At 39.9% G+C, this 19,647-nt stretch carries 18 protein-coding genes; 13 read left to right on the top strand and 5 right to left on the bottom strand.

All coding sequences use genetic code 11. The annotated features are described in order from the left end of the window. Positions 1-14: 14 nt before the first annotated feature. Together H4J65_RS17020 and murA are read left to right on the top strand one after the other, a co-directional pair. The gene (locus tag H4J65_RS17020) at positions 15-272 is read left to right on the top strand and encodes a BolA family protein (protein WP_182136679.1); all 258 of its coding nucleotides are present in this window, start codon (positions 15-17) and stop codon (positions 270-272) included. A gap of 27 nt (positions 273-299) precedes the next feature. Further along, positions 300-1,562 carry a UDP-N-acetylglucosamine 1-carboxyvinyltransferase gene (murA, locus tag H4J65_RS17015; RefSeq protein ID WP_182136678.1) on the top strand — a complete coding sequence of 421 codons (1,263 nt, stop codon included), beginning with the start codon at positions 300-302 and terminating at the stop codon, positions 1,560-1,562. Between the two features lie 95 nt (positions 1,563-1,657). On the opposite strand, the gene H4J65_RS17010 is transcribed toward murA, so the two are convergent. After that, positions 1,658-2,716: a trypsin-like peptidase domain-containing protein gene (locus H4J65_RS17010; protein WP_259367642.1), complete on the bottom strand. Its 1,059-nt coding sequence runs from the start codon at positions 2,714-2,716 to the stop codon at positions 1,658-1,660. 491 nt (positions 2,717-3,207) lie between these two features. Here H4J65_RS17010 and H4J65_RS17005 point away from each other — a divergent pair, with 491 nt between their 5' ends. Beyond that, entirely contained in the window at positions 3,208-6,621 is a 3,414-nt protein-coding gene (locus H4J65_RS17005; protein WP_182198905.1) for an EAL domain-containing protein, read from the top strand. A 221-nt stretch (positions 6,622-6,842) separates the two neighbouring features. Here H4J65_RS17005 and H4J65_RS17000 read toward each other — a convergent pair whose 3' ends face one another. After that, on the bottom strand, positions 6,843-7,532 hold the full coding sequence (locus tag H4J65_RS17000) for a glucosaminidase domain-containing protein (protein ID WP_182198904.1): 690 nt from the start codon (positions 7,530-7,532) through the stop codon (positions 6,843-6,845). A gap of 395 nt (positions 7,533-7,927) precedes the next feature. Here H4J65_RS17000 and H4J65_RS16995 point away from each other — a divergent pair, with 395 nt between their 5' ends. Next, on the top strand, positions 7,928-8,101 hold the full coding sequence (locus H4J65_RS16995; protein WP_182198903.1) for a hypothetical protein: 174 nt from the start codon (positions 7,928-7,930) through the stop codon (positions 8,099-8,101). Positions 8,102-8,111: 10 nt separating this feature from the next. Here H4J65_RS16995 and H4J65_RS16990 read toward each other — a convergent pair whose 3' ends face one another. Further along, entirely contained in the window at positions 8,112-9,479 is a 1,368-nt protein-coding gene (locus tag H4J65_RS16990) for a Do family serine endopeptidase (protein ID WP_182198902.1), read from the bottom strand. Between the two features lie 118 nt (positions 9,480-9,597). Further along, the gene (locus H4J65_RS16985) at positions 9,598-10,062 is read right to left on the bottom strand and encodes a YhcB family protein (protein WP_182183847.1); all 465 of its coding nucleotides are present in this window, start codon (positions 10,060-10,062) and stop codon (positions 9,598-9,600) included. 178 nt (positions 10,063-10,240) lie between these two features. Here H4J65_RS16985 and zapE point away from each other — a divergent pair, with 178 nt between their 5' ends. The 9 genes from zapE (at position 10,241) to H4J65_RS16940 (ending at position 18,252) form a co-directional block, all read left to right on the top strand. Beyond that, the gene (gene zapE, locus H4J65_RS16980) at positions 10,241-11,356 is read left to right on the top strand and encodes a cell division protein ZapE (RefSeq protein WP_182183849.1); all 1,116 of its coding nucleotides are present in this window, start codon (positions 10,241-10,243) and stop codon (positions 11,354-11,356) included. Positions 11,357-11,418: 62 nt separating this feature from the next. Beyond that, the gene (locus H4J65_RS16975) at positions 11,419-12,393 is read left to right on the top strand and encodes a hypothetical protein (protein WP_182198901.1); all 975 of its coding nucleotides are present in this window, start codon (positions 11,419-11,421) and stop codon (positions 12,391-12,393) included. A 229-nt stretch (positions 12,394-12,622) separates the two neighbouring features. Continuing rightward, complete coding sequence (rplM, locus tag H4J65_RS16970; RefSeq protein WP_182136671.1) at positions 12,623-13,051, top strand: 50S ribosomal protein L13; 429 nt, start codon at positions 12,623-12,625, stop codon at positions 13,049-13,051. A 3-nt stretch (positions 13,052-13,054) separates the two neighbouring features. Continuing rightward, positions 13,055-13,447, top strand: a complete 393-nt coding sequence (gene rpsI, locus H4J65_RS16965) for a 30S ribosomal protein S9 (protein WP_182136670.1) — start codon at positions 13,055-13,057, stop codon at positions 13,445-13,447. Positions 13,448-14,466: 1,019 nt separating this feature from the next. Then, positions 14,467-15,057 carry a ubiquinol-cytochrome c reductase iron-sulfur subunit gene (petA, locus tag H4J65_RS16960; protein WP_182136669.1) on the top strand — a complete coding sequence of 197 codons (591 nt, stop codon included), beginning with the start codon at positions 14,467-14,469 and terminating at the stop codon, positions 15,055-15,057. Next, positions 15,057-16,325 (top strand): cytochrome bc complex cytochrome b subunit, encoded by a 1,269-nt coding sequence (locus tag H4J65_RS16955; RefSeq protein WP_182136668.1) that lies wholly within the window; start codon positions 15,057-15,059, stop codon positions 16,323-16,325. The genes petA and H4J65_RS16955 overlap by 1 nt, the downstream gene beginning before the upstream one ends. After that, positions 16,322-17,020, top strand: coding sequence for a cytochrome c1 (locus H4J65_RS16950; RefSeq protein ID WP_182198900.1), 699 nt, complete (start codon positions 16,322-16,324; stop codon positions 17,018-17,020). The genes H4J65_RS16955 and H4J65_RS16950 overlap by 4 nt, the downstream gene beginning before the upstream one ends. Before the next feature lie 96 nt (positions 17,021-17,116). Further along, positions 17,117-17,758 (top strand): stringent starvation protein SspA, encoded by a 642-nt coding sequence (gene sspA, locus H4J65_RS16945; RefSeq protein ID WP_182136666.1) that lies wholly within the window; start codon positions 17,117-17,119, stop codon positions 17,756-17,758. 11 nt (positions 17,759-17,769) lie between these two features. Next, positions 17,770-18,252, top strand: coding sequence for a ClpXP protease specificity-enhancing factor (locus H4J65_RS16940; RefSeq protein WP_259363083.1), 483 nt, complete (start codon positions 17,770-17,772; stop codon positions 18,250-18,252). A 90-nt stretch (positions 18,253-18,342) separates the two neighbouring features. Here H4J65_RS16940 and hemL read toward each other — a convergent pair whose 3' ends face one another. Beyond that, positions 18,343-19,626 (bottom strand): glutamate-1-semialdehyde 2,1-aminomutase, encoded by a 1,284-nt coding sequence (hemL, locus tag H4J65_RS16935; RefSeq protein WP_182198899.1) that lies wholly within the window; start codon positions 19,624-19,626, stop codon positions 18,343-18,345. Between the last annotated feature and the right edge of the window lie 21 nt (positions 19,627-19,647).

Genomic DNA, 19,647 nt, shown 5'->3' with positions numbered 1-19,647 from the left:
ATTTGGAGCAAAAAGTGGAAGTAAAAGAGATAGAAAAATTAATTACCGATGCCGTTGAATTAGACGAGATTCATGTAGCATTCGATGGTTCACAATGTAAAGTAATTGCCATTGCTGACTTTTTAGGTGATTTAAGCCGAGTGAAAAAACAACAAACTATTTATGCCCCTTTAGCGAAAATTATTAACGAAGGTGTCATTCACGCGGTATCCATTAAAACCTTCACAACGTCTGACTGGCGCCGTGAAAAAATGTTTAACCTACCCCTTTAATTCACACCGACATAAAAGAATATACTCTTGGACGCATTTAAAATTATTGGTGGGCAACCACTACATGGCGAAGTGACTATTTCAGGTGCAAAAAATGCGGCATTACCTATTCTAATGTCGGCATTGCTCTCAGAAACTCCGGTTACTTTTTCCAATGTTCCGAAACTTAATGATATAGAAACGACGATTAAACTCTTGTCACAATTAGGTGCTAAATGCCAGTGGCTTAGTGAGAGTAGCTTGATGATTGATGCTAGTAGCATCGCGCATTGTCGCGCGTCATATGAGTTAGTGAAAACTATGCGCGCTTCTATCTTGGTTTTAGGGCCTTTACTGGCACGTTTTGGTCATGCTGAAGTGTCTTTACCTGGCGGTTGTGCCATTGGCGCGCGACCGGTTAACTTGCATATTCATGGCTTAAAGCTGATGGGTGCAGACATAGCGGTTGAAAATGGTTATATCATTGCGCGCAATAGTGGTCGACTTAAAGGTGCGACTATCTTTATGGACACCGTCAGTGTTACCGGTACTGAAAATCTAATGATGGCTGCAGCTTTGGCTGATGGCATTACTATTATCGAGAATGCAGCGCGAGAGCCTGAAATTGTCGATCTAGCGCATTGTTTAAACGGCATGGGTGCTAAAGTTTCAGGCGCAGGCACAGACACCTTAACGATTACCGGCGTTGAAAAACTGCATGGTGCAAGTTATTCAGTCATGCCAGATCGCATAGAAACCGGTACATTTTTAGTTGCAGCGGCGGTCACTCAAGGTAAAGTAAAGTGTTTAAACACTGATCCTAAAGCTTTAGACGCGGTACTGGCTAAGTTAAGAGAAGCTGGCGCAGATATCACTACAGGTGATGACTGGATAGAGCTGGAAATGACCTCAAGGCCAAAAGCGGTCAATATACGCACCGCACCTCATCCGGCATTTCCAACCGATATGCAAGCACAATTTGTTGCCCTTAATGCGATAGCTGATGGCACGGCAACAACAACCGAAACGATTTTTGAAAATCGCTTTATGCATGTGCCTGAACTACAGCGTATGGGGGCAAATATAAGTCTTGAAGGCAATATAGCCATAAGTACCGGTGTGGAGCAGTTAAATGGTGCGCAAGTGATGGCGACTGATTTACGTGCCTCTGCGAGCTTAGTTATCGCCGGACTCGTTGCAAGTACTGAAACGCAAGTAGACCGTATTTATCATATTGATCGTGGCTATCAAAAAATTGAAGATAAGCTGCAAGCGTTAGGCGCAAATATCACCCGTATCACCATTAACTAAGCTTAATTAATGGTTAGCGAGTGATAAAAAATCCCAGCTACTTTGCTGGGATTTTTATTTGCTTGGTGAGTTGTTTGGTGAATTGCTAGCAGGATTTACTTTGGCACTTCAACAATAGTTACAGGTAAGGTTAATTGTTGATTATCGCGAGAGATCATAAAGCTCAATACTGTACCTGGCGCAGCCTCAGCTACAACGTCTAAGCCTTGTTTGGCATTTTGTAATCGAATATCGTCTATTTGATAAACCACATCACCTGATTGTAATCCAGCTTTCATGGCCGGACTCTCTGGCGTTACTGCACCAATAATAAAGCCCTTAAGATTGGTCACAGAATCGTTTGCCTCAACACCAAGCCAGCCACGCACCACGCGACCATGTTCAATAATTTTTAACATAATGGTACGTGCTAATTGATAAGGTACAGCAAAAAATATGCCCTGAATATTGAGATTAGGATTCGCTTGGGTAAATTTTCTTGAATTAATGCCGACTAACTCACCATTAGAATTTATCAGAGCACCACCAGAGTTGCCCTCATTAATAGCAGCATCCATTTGTAAAAATTGTAAATAACTGGTGCTTAGCCCACTTTGTCCGGTTGCGCTGACAATGCCTTGAGTAACCGTTTGTCCTAAATTTAGCGGATTACCTATGGCTAATACTACGTCACCGACTTGCGGTGTTAATGTGCTCATTTGAGGAATAACCGGCAAATTGTTCGCTTGTACTTTTAAGACAGCAAGATCGGTCAAAACATCATAACCAATGAGTTCAGCATGAAGCTCTTGGCCTCGTTGTAACACCACTACAGTTAAATCAGCACTTTGTACCACATGGTAGTTGGTTAAAATATAACCTTGGCCGTGCATAATAACGCCACTACCTAAGCGGGTTACTTTGCGCGGTTGGCGGCCATAAGTTGGGTTTACTTGAATTTCTTCAGAGTAAATATTTACTACAGCAGGGCCAGCTAAACGCACTGCTTTTGCATAAGACAAAGGCGCTTGTATTTTCTCGACGCTGGTAAATAATTGCCAAGGAAGTATGTTTTTTTCACGCAGCTCAGGGACTAGTATCAACAAAACCAACGCAAACATGACACCGTAGCTAGCTGAACGAATGAAAAACTTTAGGGCAGTGATAATTTTCAACAGGATTATTTTTATTGGTCTGATTTTTTATAGATTAACATAAAGCCTTTGTTGTTATAAAGTTTTTGTCTTAGATAATCACTGAGCTGACGTTGAGTATGGGCTAGAGATTAGCCTGGGTTAACGAGTTGAAAGACTGATTTTGTTAGCTAAATAGTTCAAAGCTTTAATATCAGCGAGGACTTGCAGCGTTATTAAGTTGTATTTTTATCCTGCTAGCGGTGAGCAAATTGCCTGTTCGCTAGATAATAACCGTCAACGCCAAAAAGCAACAAAGCTTACGATAAAAAGATAAAGTGATTAATGCCTGCTCGGCATCGAGTGATACCAAGGTTCTAATTTTTTAATCTATCTGTTGAAATTAAAATTTTTAATCATCATTATTAGCTGATGTAGAAAACCAAACTTGTGATATTCTGGCTTAATATAAGGTACAAAATTGATGAAATTCAGAATACTATTTGTAATTTTTACGCCTAACGGAGCCGCTGTTGAAACCATATAATCAGCAAGAATTACCCCAGAAAAAACTTGATGTGTTGAGGTTTTTTGGTTTTGGTACTTCAGGAACCTTTCTATTTTTTCTCGCCTTAATTATTGGCGCATTATTTTTACTCAGCAATATTTACATCTCCAACGTGGCTAATGAGCGAAATAATATTCTTAAGCAAAAATTATCGCTCATGTCGGACAAGATTGAAGACAGCATCGATTCACGGCTATTTATGCTTGATGAGCTTGAGTCTTATGTGCAGTTATCACCAGAAATAGATCAATCTGATTTTGAAGTCATTGCACATAGTATGTTTGAACGCCATCCAAGTTTACGTAGCCTGCAATTAGCACGTAATAGCGTGTTATCACATATTTATCCTTTGACCAATAATAAAGCTGCTTTGGGGCATGATCTCCTCGCCGATGTTAATCGGAAAGCGGACGTGTTATTGGCTTATCAGAGTAACACCGCCACTATTTCAGGGCCCTTAAATTTACGACAGGGCGGGCTTGCTTTGATCGTTCGTCAACCGGTTCATATCAAAAACAAGGCTAATCAGAGCACACAAAGCTGGGGCTTAAGCATTCTGCTCTTAGACTGGGATGAGTTATTACAAGAGACAGATCTGCTTAGTTTGGGGAATGAGCAAAGCCTAGCTTTACGTAAACAAATCAACAATAGATGGCAGCCAGCATTCTGGGGCAATAATGATTTGTTTAGCGAGGCAGACAAAACAGCCGTAATGGTTAATATTGACCTACCCAATAGTGTTTGGCAGTTGGCGATAAAACAAGATACTCAACCGTTAACGCTAATATCAAATATTGTTATAGTGGCCTGCATGGCGATTGTATTGCTGATATGTTTTTTCAGACAAATGCTCTATAAGTTAACCTGGACTGGCCCAGCAGCACTGGCAGGGGCTTTTATTTTGCTTTGTGCGGTCATCACAGGGTTAAGCTACTATTCAATCAATAATGCACAACGCCAACAACTACTTGAAAAAGCGGAAACCATTCGAGTTGATATTCGTCAACGCTTGAAGGAAAGCCTAGATTATATTGGGCTATTAAATTTGGCGCGTACATCAGATAACTTAACCCATCAGAAATTTCAACAGCGAGTGAGTCATTATGTCAGTGCTCATCCAGAGTTGATCAATATTACTTGGATTGATGCGCAATTTATCATTCGCAACGTTGCTCCCTTAACCGGAAATGAACAAATCATAGGTCTTAAAGTTGACCTTAAAGAGCCTCGTCGTGCGTCTCGCTTAGCAAAAGAGTTGCGTTTGCCAGTTTACACTCACCCATTCGTCGCCATTCAGGGGCCTGCGTCTTTTGAGGTTTGGGTGCCGGTTTATCGTGGTAATGAATTTATGGGTTTGTTCGCCGGGGTATATTCAATTCCCGCTTTGTTTAAAACTGTGGTTAGTGATGAAATTTTACATCAATTTGGTGTCAGCATGATCACCCATGATGGCCAGGTGGTTGATCGTAGCTTACTAAAAGATAACGAGGATATACGTCTTAGCCAAACAGTAGCATTGTCGCCACCGGGCTATAATATTGCTCTGCGACTTGATCGCTACCAAAGTCAGTTGTGGCGTTGGGATATTATTGTGTTGTCGTTATTAGCCTTTAGTTTAGCTATCGGTGTATTTTGGATCATGTTTATATTATTGCGGGCTCGTACAGAGTTACAACAACGTTATAAACAACTCAGCGCAGCGCAAGACGCTTTATATCGCGAGAAAGAGTTATCTCAGGTTACCTTATTGTCGATTGGTGAGGGCGTGATCACTATGGACATAAACGGTAAAATTAATAATCTCAACCCAGTAGCTGAAACTATTACCCAGTGGTCATCAAAAAAAGCTCAAGGACAACTGTTGTATCAGGTAATGCCTTTATTGGATATTACAGATCACCATTCGATGGAAAAATTATTATTAAATTGCATTGATGAGGCGATGTCTGGCGACAGCTCTGCAACCATGGGTTTATTAATTAGTGCACAAAAATACATTTTACGATGCACCTTAACTTCGATTAAAAATAAACTCGGTCAGGCCATTGGTTGCGTATTGATTTTGTACGATATTACTGAAATGCATTTGATTACGCAAAAGTTAGAACATAGGGCTAAACATGACTCGCTAACCGGCTTGGTTAACCGCATCGAATTTGAAGAACGACTTGAACATGCCGTGTCGGTTGCTAGGGTGGAAAATTCTCAACACAGCTTGCTCTACATTGATTTAGATCAATTCAAAATAGTTAATGATACTTGTGGCCATTTGGCCGGTGATGAATTGTTAGTGCAATTGACATCACTCTTACAAGCTCGCATAAGAGGTAGTGATACTTTAGCGCGACTAGGGGGCGATGAGTTTGGTGTGCTATTGCTCAATTGTACTCTAGCGCAGGCTACAAATACTGCTGAGATGTTACGCCAACAAGTGGAAGAATTTCGCTTTATATGGCATGACAAAAGTTTTACTTTAGGGCTTAGCATAGGTTTAGTGGTTATTGATAAAAATACAGCAAACTACAGTCAGAGCTTAAGTACCGCAGATGTCGCTTGTTATATGGCTAAAGATGCTGGCCGCAATCGCGTACATGTGTATACCGAAGAAGATGAAGAAACATCAAAGCGTCATGGAGAAATGCATTGGGTGGCGCGTATTACCGCCGCACTTGAAAATGACAGCTTTGTACTTTATCGTCAGGCCATACTGCCACTGGATGAAAACCCACCGGGTAAGTACTATGAGCTATTAATACGTCTAGAAGAAGACGATGGCACATTGGTTAGCCCTAGGGCATTTTTACCTGCGGCTGAGCGATATAACATGATGATCCAGATTGATCGTTGGGTGCTTAATTCCGCGCTTAAATTTTTCCAACAATATCCTGATGAACTCAATGGCTTATTACTTTGCAGTATCAACATCTCTGCTCAATCTTTGAGTGATGAGGGATTTTTAGCTTTGCTGACAAATAGTTTAAAAAACAATCCTCAATGGTGCAATAAACTCTGTTTCGAAATCACAGAAAGCTCAGCGATAAGAAATATACAGCAAGCTAAACGCTTTATTAGTAGCTTAAAAGCATTGGGATGTCGTTTTGCCCTAGATGATTTTGGCTCAGGTATGTATTCTTTTACTTACTTGAAAAACCTGCAGGTAGATTATTTGAAAATTGATGGCAGTTTGGTCAAAAATTGTGCTCAAGACCCAATAGATTTAGCGATGGTAAAGTCGATCAATGATGTTGCTCAGGTGATGGATATGCAAACTATTACCGAGTGGGTTGAAGATGATCAGACGTTAGCTGTATTGAAAACACTGGGAGTGAATTATGTCCAAGGATATGCAGTTGGAAAACCCCAACCACTGCGCAAATAACTAAAATTTTTTGGATCTGAGACATAACATCATCATCAATGAGCCTGCAATAAAATCTGTTGCAGGCTGTCATCAATAGGCTTGTTGTCGCTTAAAAATTTCTCTAACTTATTTCTCTAGCCTATATGAAATATTTCAATGCTATAAATCTAAGGTGAGATTAAATATCATAGCTAATTTCATCGCTAATTTTAGCGCATACTACTTGAATTATGCGTATTTTAGTTATTAGCATCAAGTTGATGAAATTTATTAAACTTAATAATCGAGGTTAATTCATGACCATATTCTGCACCTTTTTCAGAATAACGGTCTAATTTTTTAACTAAAGCAAATGGGTCATCGGTTTTCATTTTTAATTTTCTAAACTCTTTAAATGCACCACCACGGGCAATGGTTCGATAATAGTCGCTAACAGAGGCTTTTATCGATGGATATTCTTTGACCCAAATAGTTTTATCACCGCGTTTTTTAAGGGCAGCAATTCTAGGTTCATCTTTATCAAACGACCAAACACCGAATATATTATAAGCTTCTCTAAAAAAACGAGATGTTGCCCAAGAACTTTCCATTGCGGCTTGTGCAATCGCAATACTTTTAGGGTGCGGTTTCAGTGCCATTAACAGCTCTGCATCGCTTTTTGCTTTATATTCCACTTTCAGCTTGGCTATTCTATCGGCATCACTACCTGATTCTAGTGACGCTGAAACCTTATTATATCGGACCATAAGCTCAGCATAAACATCGTTTACTGCCGGAATAATAAGGTTTTTAAACCTGGCCTTTTTTTCTTGCACTGTCATTTTAGGCAGCGCTGTATCTTTTGATGAGTAAAAATAAATAACGGCAGAGAATAAGAGTATGGCAATAAGTGCAGCTAATAGTTTTGATTGCAAAGAAGTTAATTTCATATAAAGCCTTACTTAAAGGGTAAAAAAAATATTAAGCTATAATAGCATATAATTTATCTCTGCTGAAAAATCGCTCACTGAGCTGAGCGTTTACCTTGTTCGACAATAAAAGTTGTTGGTTTACCCAGCCACTTTTTACTTGTAATAGTCTACCTGTTCAAACTTGCTGGCCAAAGACTAAACATTGGTGAAAGTTGAACTGAGCAACAGACTTGTTCAGTTGACAAGAGGTGGGCCTTTAGTTTACCCAGATGGGATACAAGCAAGTGTTATTAGATTTCAGTCTCAATAATACTTAGCGCACTTATCCCTTTGTTAGTGAAGCTGTTTAGCATAAGTTCTAGCTATATTGCTGGTAATTTTGTTCACAGTTAAAGTAAAGGCGAGCCTGCAACGTGAGACATAGTGGTCAAATACGTCTTAATCCATGGCAAGTTAAAGGTTTAATCGTTGATCGCGGTAGAATAAATATTATAAAAAAAGCCTGTCGTTTGACAGGCTTAGGTTTAGTGCTTAGGTTGGCGGTTAGGGTTTATACCGTGCCGTTAGCAGCTAGTGATAGCTCTTAAGGTGAAAGTATTAGCGGATCATCAAGAACAATGACGTATTGTTACGCTGAACATTCAGTGCAAAAACGCCCTTATGATCACTTAAGTAACCACGTAGTTCACCAATGTTATTAATGGGTTGGCGATTAATACCATTAATAACATCACCTTTGCGTAAACCCACGGCAGCAGCAGGGCTGTTTTCAGCAACTTCAGCAACACTGATACCAGTACCTTGACTGTTATTTTCTAGCTCAGCACCATCAAGCATGGGATGTAAACTCGCGGCTTCAATATTAGCCATGTCAGCTTTTTTCAAAGTAACGTCATAGGTTTTTTCTTTACCGTCTTTTCTGATCACGGTAATTTTTACTGTTTGCCCAGCGCCAATTGAACCAATTTTACCTCTGAGTGCGTTAAAGGTTTTAATCATTTTACCGTTAACTTTAATAATAACATCACCGGCACGAATACCGGCTTCATCAGCGGCTGAATCTGGCATGACTTGTTCGACAAAACCGCCTTGATTAATATCAAGTTCCATTGCTTTAGCAATTTCACTGGTTACACTGCGACCGGCAACACCTAAAACGCCGCGTCGTACTTCGCCAAACTCAATAATTTGATTAACCAAGTTTTGTACCATGTTACTTGGAATAGCAAAACCAATACCAACATTGCCACCGTTAGGACCTAAAATGGCGGTGTTGATACCAATAAGCTCACCACGTAAGTTGATCAAGGCACCCCCTGAATTACCACTATTAATCGCGGCATCGGTTTGAATGAAATCTTCGTAGTTTTCAACATTTAGGCCACTACGACCTAGGGCGCTGACGATACCAGAGGTAACCGTTTGTCCTAAGCCAAATGGGCTGCCTATAGCAACCGCAAAATCACCCACACGTATGTTGTCAGAGTCTGCGATTTTTACTGCAACAAGGTCATCCGCTACTATCTGTAATAAAGCGATATCGCTGGCTTCATCACCACCAATTTTTTTAGCGTCAAGTTGGCGACCATCTTTTAGCGTAATTTGAATTTCGTCAGCATCGTTAATCACATGGCTGTTAGTGACAATGTAACCTTTGTCAGCGTCAAGAATGACACCTGAGCCCAAACCCCTAAACTGTCGTTCTTTTTGTTGGCTTTGGCCTTGACCTTGGCGGGGGTTACCAAAGAAAAATTTGAAAGCTTCTGGCACACGCTGTTCAACTTCATGGGTGCCACGAACTGAAATGAGCACAACTCCCGGTGTTACTTGTTCTAACATAGGTGCAAGGCTAGGCATATTTTGCCCATTGAACGATTGAGGTAATTTGGCTTGTGCGGGTAAACTTGCCATGGCAATCGTTGAGGAAAGTAAGACAATATTGATTAAAACTGATAAATTCTTCATGTAACAGAAAACTCCTAATTAAAGTATGTATAAGCAACAGGATTGTTTAGTTACATAAATCAGTTAAACAAACCTGTTGGGTCACTCAATTAAAGACCTGCAATAAAAAGATTAGTTCCTAATTATTTTTTTCAGCATTTGTAGCACTATATTTCTTATCATTAAACAAGCCACTGGGCGCGCCGGAATAATCTAACGGAGGCTCTGATGTTGTTTCGTCATTTTTACGTAGATTTTTGTCGTGTCGTAAATTTACCGTTTCCGCTAATTGCTCTTGGGTTTCTTTAGAGAAAAAGGGCATACTTTCAATATGATCAGGGGTTACTTGTTGCAACAGTTGGGTGCTTTGCGCCATTTGAGTCATAGCAACTTGGCAGGTACTGTTCATTTGCTCAAGTAAATTGGCGGAGTTTGCAAGATGATCTGCTACGTCCAGTTTATATCGTGCTAATTCTGCTTCACTTTGACTGGCTTTAGTCGCAAGTTTTTGTGTTTCTTGTGCCGATGAGAAAAGCGTTCTGTTAGCAAAAAAACCGACAATTGCGCCAACGATAAATAGTCCGAGCCCTAAAACAACATTCATATTTCTTTACCTTCATTGTATTCATGGAAAAAATTAGAGAAAATAAGCTTCAATAAATTTAATATAACGTGCTTCACGCTACTTACCTAATGAATATATTTGTAAAAAAAAATATTTCAAGCTTAGTTGGCTTAAACGTTATAAAAAATAAAGTCAGTATTAATTAAATGGCAGTTAAATGATCAAATTATCTCCAATTGGAAAATACACACAAGATTTAACCCGCGATGATTTTCTCTTTGACGCGGCACAAGAAAATGCAGTTAAAAATTTACAACGTTTGTACGACGATTTAATGACTCAACCCTTACCGGTAACGGGCTTTAAAAAGGTGCTTAATCGCTGGAAGCGCGTGGTAAAAAAACCAGAAATTAAGCAGATAAAGGGCATTTATTTTTGGGGGGGTGTTGGGCGTGGTAAAACCTATCTGGTTGATACCTTTTATGATGGCTTACCCTTTTCTAATAAAATGCGCGTGCATTTCCACCGCTTTATGCATCGTGTGCATGAAGAGTTAAAATTGCTTCAAGGGCAATCTGACCCACTAAAAATTATTGCCAAACGTTTTGCCGATGAAACCTGCATTATCTGCTTTGATGAGTTTTTTGTTTCAGACATTACCGACGCTATGATTTTAGGGACTTTATTTGAAGAATTATTTGCCCACAATGTCACGCTTGTGGCGACATCAAATATTATTCCAGATGACTTATATCGCAATGGCTTACAACGTGAACGTTTTATGCCGGCAATAAAGTTAATTAATCAATGTTGCGATATTATCAATGTTGATAGCGGTGTCGATTATCGTCTTCGTACTTTGGAGCAAGCAGAAATATTTCATTTTCCCTTGGATCAACAAGCTGATGACAATTTAAGGCATTACTTTCAAAGTTTGTCACTTGAAGCGGGTCAAAAAGACAAGGTTATTGAAATTAATAATCGCCCATTACCCACGGTTCAGGAATCAGATGGCGTGGTGCACTTTGAGTTTTCAACCTTGTGTGAGTCTGCGCGTAGTCAGAGCGACTATATGGAGCTCAGCCGTCTATATCATACGGTATTACTGGCTAATGTTACGCAAATGGGCGTTGATAATGATGACAGTACACGGCGATTTATTGCCTTAGTCGATGAATTTTATGAGCGCAATGTTAAATTAATCATCTCGGCAGAAGTCGCTTTAGAGTGTTTATATGTTAACGGTCGTTTAAGCTTTGAATTCAAGCGTTGTTTAAGTCGACTACAAGAAATGCAGTCACACAGTTATTTAGCGAGTGAGCATTTACCATAATTAATGTTTTTATGAGTAAAACATCATAAGTTGTTTTTATATTGAAAAGGAGTTTATAAAAAATGATTAACAAGCGGGTGGTTAGCTTTAGCGTCATATTCATGGCGCTAGTGTCGTTAAATGTATTTGCTGGGGTCACTGATAATCCTTTTAGGAAATCACTCGAAATAACAGAAGCATATCTGCCAAAAGCTATTTTGACTATGTGGCAGAGTGAGCATTTGATATGGCGTGCTCAGTTATTTAATCGCGCGTGCGAGGAAAATACTCAAGCGGTAAAGCACGCGATTAATGCCGGATTTACTTTAGTGAATCAAGTCATTATTGATCAAGCGATAATAAATCATCAGCTAATTGATGAAAACGCTAAACTGATATTGCAAGATAGTAATAAGTTGTATTACCAAGTTTTTAGCAGAGTATACGCCTATGCTTATACAGAACGACTGAGAATAATTCAGCAATATCACCCTGAAATCAGTGCAGATTTATGTGCGCATGCTAAGACAATATCACAACAGTATCCGTCTGATGATTTGCCTATAGTACCTTGGCAACTAACTGATCAAACCGAGTTTAAAACATGGCAAGCTGATTTATTTTCAATGCGTGTGGTTAATCAGCATTTTGTTGCGGCCTTTATTAAACGCCAACAAGCATTTGCTCACATCATAGATGCAGAAATTTATGCCATGATGCAACAAAATGAAAAGGCAATCAGTGCATTTTCTGCTCTTAGCGGTAGCTATCAATATAACCATTTACTGATGAAAGAAATAACTCAGGCGTATAGCGAAGTAAAAGGTAAAAAATTACCTGACGAGCTTTGGCGAGCAAGTTATGCCCAGGCCGCCAGTTTATCGGCAACGTATGCCTACAAGTTAGCAACAATATCAGCATTAAGGCAAATTAGAGTGCTTTATCCTGAGCTATATCAGCGCATTGAAGCTCATACTATTAGTTATGTAAAATTGCAGTTGAGTAGATTGAAAATGAGTAAATCACAGTTGAATGAAGCGTTTAATCAGCACGAGTAGCACTTTTTGTTAATTTCGTTTGGCTTATAAAGAAAGATCAATGATTAGGCGTGATCTTTTGCGTATTGTTCTGTATAATCCGGCTTCCCTACGTTACAAAGCCTGTTCTTTTTCCAGAGGACCGGCAACGGACTCGATGCTCGAAGGGGCAATGGCGTAGTCTTTAACGGATAACTTGAGGTTTTCTTAGGTTATTATTTAAGTAACATTTATATAATTGGGTTTTTTAATGAAAACTTTTGTAGCTAAACCAGAGAGCGTACAACGCGAATGGTTCTTAGTGGACGCCGAAAATAAAACTTTAGGCCGTATCGCTACTGAAATTGCAAGCCGTTTGCGCGGTAAGCATAAAGCAGAATTTACTCCTCATGTAGATACTGGCGATTACATCGTTGTTATCAATGCTGAGAAAGTAAAAGTAACTGGTAATAAAGCGAAGGGTAAAATTTACTACTCGCATACAGAATTTGTTGGTGGTCTTAAGCAAATTAGTTTTGAAAAGCTAATCGCAAAAGCTCCAGAGCGCGTTATTGAATTCGCAGTTAAGGGTATGTTACCTAAAGGTCCTTTAGGTCGTGAAATGTTCCGTAAGCTTAAAGTTTACGCGGGTACTGAACATAAACATACTGCACAACAACCACAACTTTTGGAGCTGTAAGTCATGGCTGATAATCAATATTACGGTACTGGTCGTCGCAAGAGCTCAACTGCTCGTGTGTTCATGAAAGCTGGTAACGGTGCAATCACAATTAACAAACGTGACATTTCTGTATACTTTGGCCGTGAAACGGCTCGTATGGTTGTTCGTCAACCATTAGACTTAGTTGAAATGTTAGAAAAGTTTGATTTTAACATCACTGTTACAGGTGGTGGTATTTCTGGTCAAGCTGGCGCAATTCGTCACGGTATTACTCGTGCATTAATGGAGTTCGATGAAACTTTACGTGGTGCTCTACGTAATGCTGGTTTCGTTACTCGTGATGCTCGTAAAGTTGAACGTAAGAAAGTTGGTCTACACAAGGCTCGTAAAAAGCCACAATTTTCAAAACGTTAATATTTACGTTATGTTATTTCAAAAACCGGCTTCTGCCGGTTTTTTTATGTCAAAAATACCGTCTATCTCACGATTATAGGGTCGTTCTTAGCCATCTCGGTAATTGCTCCTGCATTACTCTAATGACTGATACTAAATGGATTAACTATCCGCTTACTTTAACTCAGTGAAATGAACAAGAAATTAATGAGATTAGTCTTATATCCCTTTAAGAGGATGGCTCTATGGCACTCGTGCATTCATGCACGTCGATGTGAAAGTGCGGCGATGGCAAAATTTTCTGGGTGTTATATATTACTTATTCTGTAGCAAAGTGTTCTGTACCCAAACGATAAATCAACTGTTCACTATGCCAATGCGCAACATAATAAGCTAATACGTTGTGAACGAGCATATACGCGAGCTATTACTCAAGAATATGCTCATGTGTTGTTTTAACGGTTTACTGCCATGTAAGCCTCCATTAAGCGCATTACCTGCAGGGATGTAGGTACTTATGTTTAGTCTGGAGCCATAACTATAACCATAGCCATGAGAATATGATTATTTATCGCCATTATCCGGATTGAATTTTACTCCATGGGTGTAATGTATCTGTGTACTTTAATCAACAAATGAGCTTTAAGGTGCAAGGTCACTTTTAGCTCAGTGATCATGTCGCCAAGATGGCAAACATCCCCAGCCTACAAGTAAACTTTTAACCAACAGCGTGGTGCTTTTTCTTTTTAATAGCCAGTTAAACACTTAAAACTGACCGCCATTTTATGGCAACTTGCAAGTTAAAAAAATCTAAATACGAATGGTTTTTATTCACTTAGTGTGTGGTTATAATAATTGACTTTTATTTGCATAAACCTGTCTTGAAAAAGGTTAATTGCCTTGTAAAAAACGAGGGTTTTCTTTATTATCAGAGCAATTTTTTTATCGTTGATTTAGTAGATCAACAATCTACACAATTACTAGGTAATCCTCTTAGTCATGTGTTGTTGTATTAGCTAGATAATAATTGGAGAGTTTGAATGAGCAATGCGCCTGTTAACAACGGTCGTCGACGCTTTTTGACTGCAGCTACTTCGGTAGTCGGTGGTATTGGTGTTGTCGGTGTGGCTGTGCCTTTCATTGGTTCTTGGAACCCTAGTGCTCGTGCGAAAGCCGCAGGTGCGCCAGTAGAAGTCAATGTAAGCAAAATAGAGCCTGGTCAATTAATTCGTGCTGAATGGCGCGGTAAACCAGTGTATGTGGTACGTAGATCAGAAGAAATTCTTTCTGGTTTAAGTACACATGATGACCAATTAAAAGATCCACAATCAGAAGTGCCACAACAACCTGCTTATGCGATGAATGCACATCGCTCGATTAAACCTGATTTATTGGTGGCACTGGGTGTATGTACACATTTAGGTTGTGCACCAACTTACCGCAAAGGTGATTTTGATCAGGAAGTTGCTGGTGTTAAAGACGGTTTTTACTGTCCTTGTCATGGCTCTAAATTTGATATGGCCGGTCGTGTTTTCCAAAATGTCCCAGCACCGACTAACTTGATGGTGCCTGAACACTCTTTCCCAAATGAAGATACCTTACTCATTGGTGTGTCTGGAGGAGAAGCATAATGTCTTTTAAATTAATGGATTGGATCGAACAGCGTCTACCTTTAATGGAAGCAATAAACAAGCATGTTACACAATACCCAGCACCAAAAAATTTCAACTTTTGGTATGTGTTTGGTATTTTAGCGAGTGTTGTTTTAGTCAACCAATTGTTAACGGGTGTTTGGTTAACAATGAACTACGAACCATCAGGTGAAGGTGCCTTTGCTTCTGTAGAGTATATTATGCGTGACGTCGACTACGGTTGGTTATTACGTTATATGCACTCAACGGGTGCATCAGCATTTTTTGTTGTTATTTACATGCATATGTTCCGTGGCATGATGTATGGCTCTTACCAAAAACCTCGTGAATTATTGTGGCTGTTTGGTATGCTGATTTTCTTGGTACTAATGGCTGAAGCCTTTATGGGCTACTTATTACCTTGGGGTAATATGTCATATTGGGGAGCGCAAGTCATTATCTCCATTTTTGGTGCTATTCCGATCATTGGTGATGACTTAACGCTGTGGATACGTGGTGATTATGTTATCTCAGGAGCGACATTAAATCGTTTCTTTGCCTTACATGTTATTGCCTTGCCATTAGTGCTGGTCGTGTTAGTTTTCCTACATATTTTAGCGCTACATGAAGTGGGTTCAAACAACCCAGACGGCACTAATATTAAAAAGCCTAAAGGCAGCGTGGCTCCCGAAGAGTTAAGTAAATTTGCCTTTCATGAGCAGTACACTAAGAAGTACGACATTGTTGACGCTATACCTTTTCATCCTTACTACACAGTAAAAGATTTGGTCGCTATTGTGATCTTCTTAATTATATTCTGTGGGGTTATGTTCTTTGCGCCAGAAGGTGGTGGCTACTTTATAGAAGCGCCAAACTTTGAGCCGGCTAATGGCCTGAAAACACCAGAGCATATAGCACCTGTATGGTACTTTGGTCCCTTCTACACCATTTTACGTATTATTCCTGATAAGCTTTTAGGCGCTGTGGGTATGTTTGGTGCGATTATCGCCTTGTTCATGTTGCCTTGGTGTGACCGTGGTGTGGTTAAATCAATACGTTACCGTTGTACCGCTCATACGGTAAACCTTGTTCAATTCGCTATTTGTTTTATTATTTTAGGTGTTTTAGGTACTTTACCTGCATCGCCACTGAATAACATGATTGGTGTTGTGGCAAGTTTCGGTTACTTTGGCTTTTTCGTGGCTATCTGGATTTACAGTAAAAACGAAAAAACGAAGCCAGTTCCAGATAGGGTGACAGGAAAATGAAAAAATTTATTATAGCAATTTTAGCTGTGCTTCCTATGCTCGCATCGGCAGCTGGGCCCAGCATACAATTAGATGAGGCTAATAATGACTTACGTGATAAAGCCTCGTTAAAACGTGGTTTTGAAGCTTTTATTGATAATTGTTTAGCTTGTCACCAGTTGCAGTATCAGCGTTATAATCGCACTTTTGCTGACCTGGGTATTTCTGATGAAGATGGCCTAGCAAATTATATGTACACCGGTGAAAAAGTGGGTGATCATATAACCAATACTATGCCAGCTAAAGATGCGGCTAAGTGGTTTGGTGGCGCGCCACCAGATTTAACACTTGAAGCACGCTTTAGAAGCCCTGATTGGATTTACACTTACTTGCGATCTTTTTATGTTGATGAAAGTCGTCCGTTTGGTGTGAACAATAAAGTTTTTAAAGATGTGGGTATGCCACATGTATTACAAAACCTTCAAGGTGTTAAAACAATAGATGAGCACGGTAATCTTTCTGAGGCTACTGGCGGTTCAATGACAACAGAAGAATATGATACTTTTGTTCGTGATATAACCAACTTCTTGGAATACACCGGTGAGCCAAATAAACTTGAGCGTGAAAGCCTAGGTTATTGGGTTATTGGTTTCCTCTTTATCTTGTTGTTCTTTGCCTATTTACTGAAGAAAGAATACTGGAGAGATGTACACTAATTACAAATGTTTTGTGAAACCGTGTAAACTTTAGATATTACTGGGGGCTTTGGCCCCCTTTGTTAGTTTTTTAAATAAGAATTTTTTGGAGGCATTATGGCCATCGCCGCAAACAAACGCTCTGTTATGACTTTATATTCGCATGCAGATGATATGTATAGTCATCAAACCCGCATCGTGTTGGCAGAGAAAGGTGTCGGAGTTGACATTAACTTGGTTGACTTAGCCGATTTACCTGAGGATTTATTGGATTTAAATCCGTATGGAACAGTGCCTACGTTAATTGATCGCGAATTAGCGCTTTATGAAGCGTCAATTATTATCGAATACTTGGATGAACGTTTTCCGCATCCACCACTTATGCCAGTTTACCCGGTATCTCGTGGTCGTAGCCGTTTAATGATGCATCGTATCGAACAAGACTGGTACAGCCTAGCTAAAATCATCTACAGTGGACCAGCCGATGCAGCCGCAAAAGCACGTCAAGAATTGAAAGAAAGCTTGTTAAGTGTTGCGCCTATTTTGAATGAAGCACCTTATTTTATGAGTGAAGAATTCAGTTTGGTTGATTGTTATTTAGCTCCACTATTGTGGCGTTTACCTGTTATGGGTATTGAGCTGGATGGTGAAGGCTCAAAAGAATTAAAAACTTACATGTTAAGAGTGTTTGAACGTGAATCATTTCAAGCGGCATTAACTGAGTCTGAGCGTGAACTACGCTTTGGCGCTCCAGTATAAAGTCGTCAGCTATGACAAGTGAAATGAGTTCAAATAAGCCTTATGTTGTTAAGGCTTTTTATGACTGGATTTTTGACAACGGCTTAACACCTTACATTGTTGTTGATGTGAATGTTTATGGTGTTATGGTGCCTATGTCTTATGTTAATGACGGTCAAATCGTGTTAAATGTTTCGCCGTCAGCTGTCGGTAGTATTGCCATGGGTGAAGAAATTATCGAGCTTAGCGCACGTTTTGGCGGCAAGCTTGAAAACATGAGCATACCTTATGGTGCTGTTGTGGCTATTTATGCCAAAGAAAATGGTGCTGGCACATCGCTAGCGATTGAGCACCCTGAGCCAGGCACTATTACTGAGGAACCTTTACCTTCACCGGTGAAAATGTCTTCAGTCAAAGCAGTAGATAGCAAGACAACGACTAAAACGTCAGCTAAGCAGCAAAGCACTCAAGCATCAAAAGTGAAAAAGCCCAGCCTGTCGGTAGTAAAAAATTAAGCAAAATTAAGTATATTATAATTTTGTTAACCATTAAAAAAGGTAAGCGTTATGCTTACCTTTTTTAATGTCTGCTTGATAATGTAAAGTTTACAGTTGAGCGAAACAACGATCAGCTGCGGCTAGGGTAAATTCAACTTCTACTTCACCGTGTGCCGTTGATACAAAGGCGGCTTCAAATGAAGAAGGGGCAAGATAAACGCCTTCATCCAACATTAAATGAAAGAAGCGTTTAAACTTTTCACCATCACATGCGGTTGCCTGAGCAAAGCAAGTCACGGTCTCTTCCTCAGTAAAAAAGAAACCGAACATACCGCCAACATAATTAACCGCTAATGATATACCATTGCGCTCTGCAGCGGCTTTTAAGCCCATTGCTAGCTTTTCTGTCGTAGCACTGAGTTGTTCGTGCTTATTACCTTTAGATAGCTCATTTAACGTCGCCAAACCGGCTGCCATAGCAATAGGGTTGCCTGATAATGTACCCGCTTGATAAACAGGTCCAATAGGGGCAATGTAATCCATGATTTCTTTTTTACCACCAAAAGCTCCTACCGGCATGCCACCACCGATAACTTTACCTAAAGTAGTTAAATCAGGCACTATGTTGTAGTGAGCTTGGGCTCCACCTAAAGCAATGCGAAAGCCGGTCATGACTTCATCAAAAATTAACAGGCTTTTATATTGATCACAAATGGCGCGTAATCCTTCCAAGAAACCTTCGATCGGTGGTACACAGTTCATATTGCCAGCAACAGGTTCCACAATGATACAAGCGATTTCATCACCCATTTCAGCGAAAATTTGTTTGACTTCATCAAGGTTATTAAAGCTAACGGTTAACGTGTGTTTAGCAACATCTTCAGGAATACCGGGAGAGCTTGGCACGCCCATGGTTAACATGCCTGAGCCAGCCTTGACCAATAAAGAGTCGGCATGGCCGTGATAACAACCTTCAAATTTTAATATTTTGTCACGACCCGTAAAGCCACGGGCTAATCGTATAGAGCTCATGGTTGCTTCAGTGCCTGAACTGGTCATACGTAATTTTTCCATTGAAGGAACCATTTCACGCACTTTTGCAGCCATGGTTATTTCGAGTTCTGTTGGAGCGCCAAAGCTAAGCCCGTTCTGGGCAGTTTCAATCACGGCGGCCAGAATTGCTGGGTGATTGTGGCCTAAAATCATCGGTCCCCATGAACCAACATAATCGACATACTGCTTACCATCAACGTCAAAAATATAAGCCCCTTGAGCTTTCTTGATAAACAGTGGTGTGCCACCTACGCCATTAAAGGCACGAACCGGTGAATTTACGCCACCAGGAATAATGTCTTGGGCGGCATTAAATAATTGCTGAGAATTTTTTGTCATAATATGCTACTCGCTGTTAAG

Origin of the sequence: Colwellia sp. MB02u-9 (assembly GCF_014077085.1) — a bacterium.
GTDB lineage: Bacteria > Pseudomonadota > Gammaproteobacteria > Enterobacterales > Alteromonadaceae > Cognaticolwellia.
This window is presented reverse-complemented; position numbering and strand designations above follow the sequence as displayed.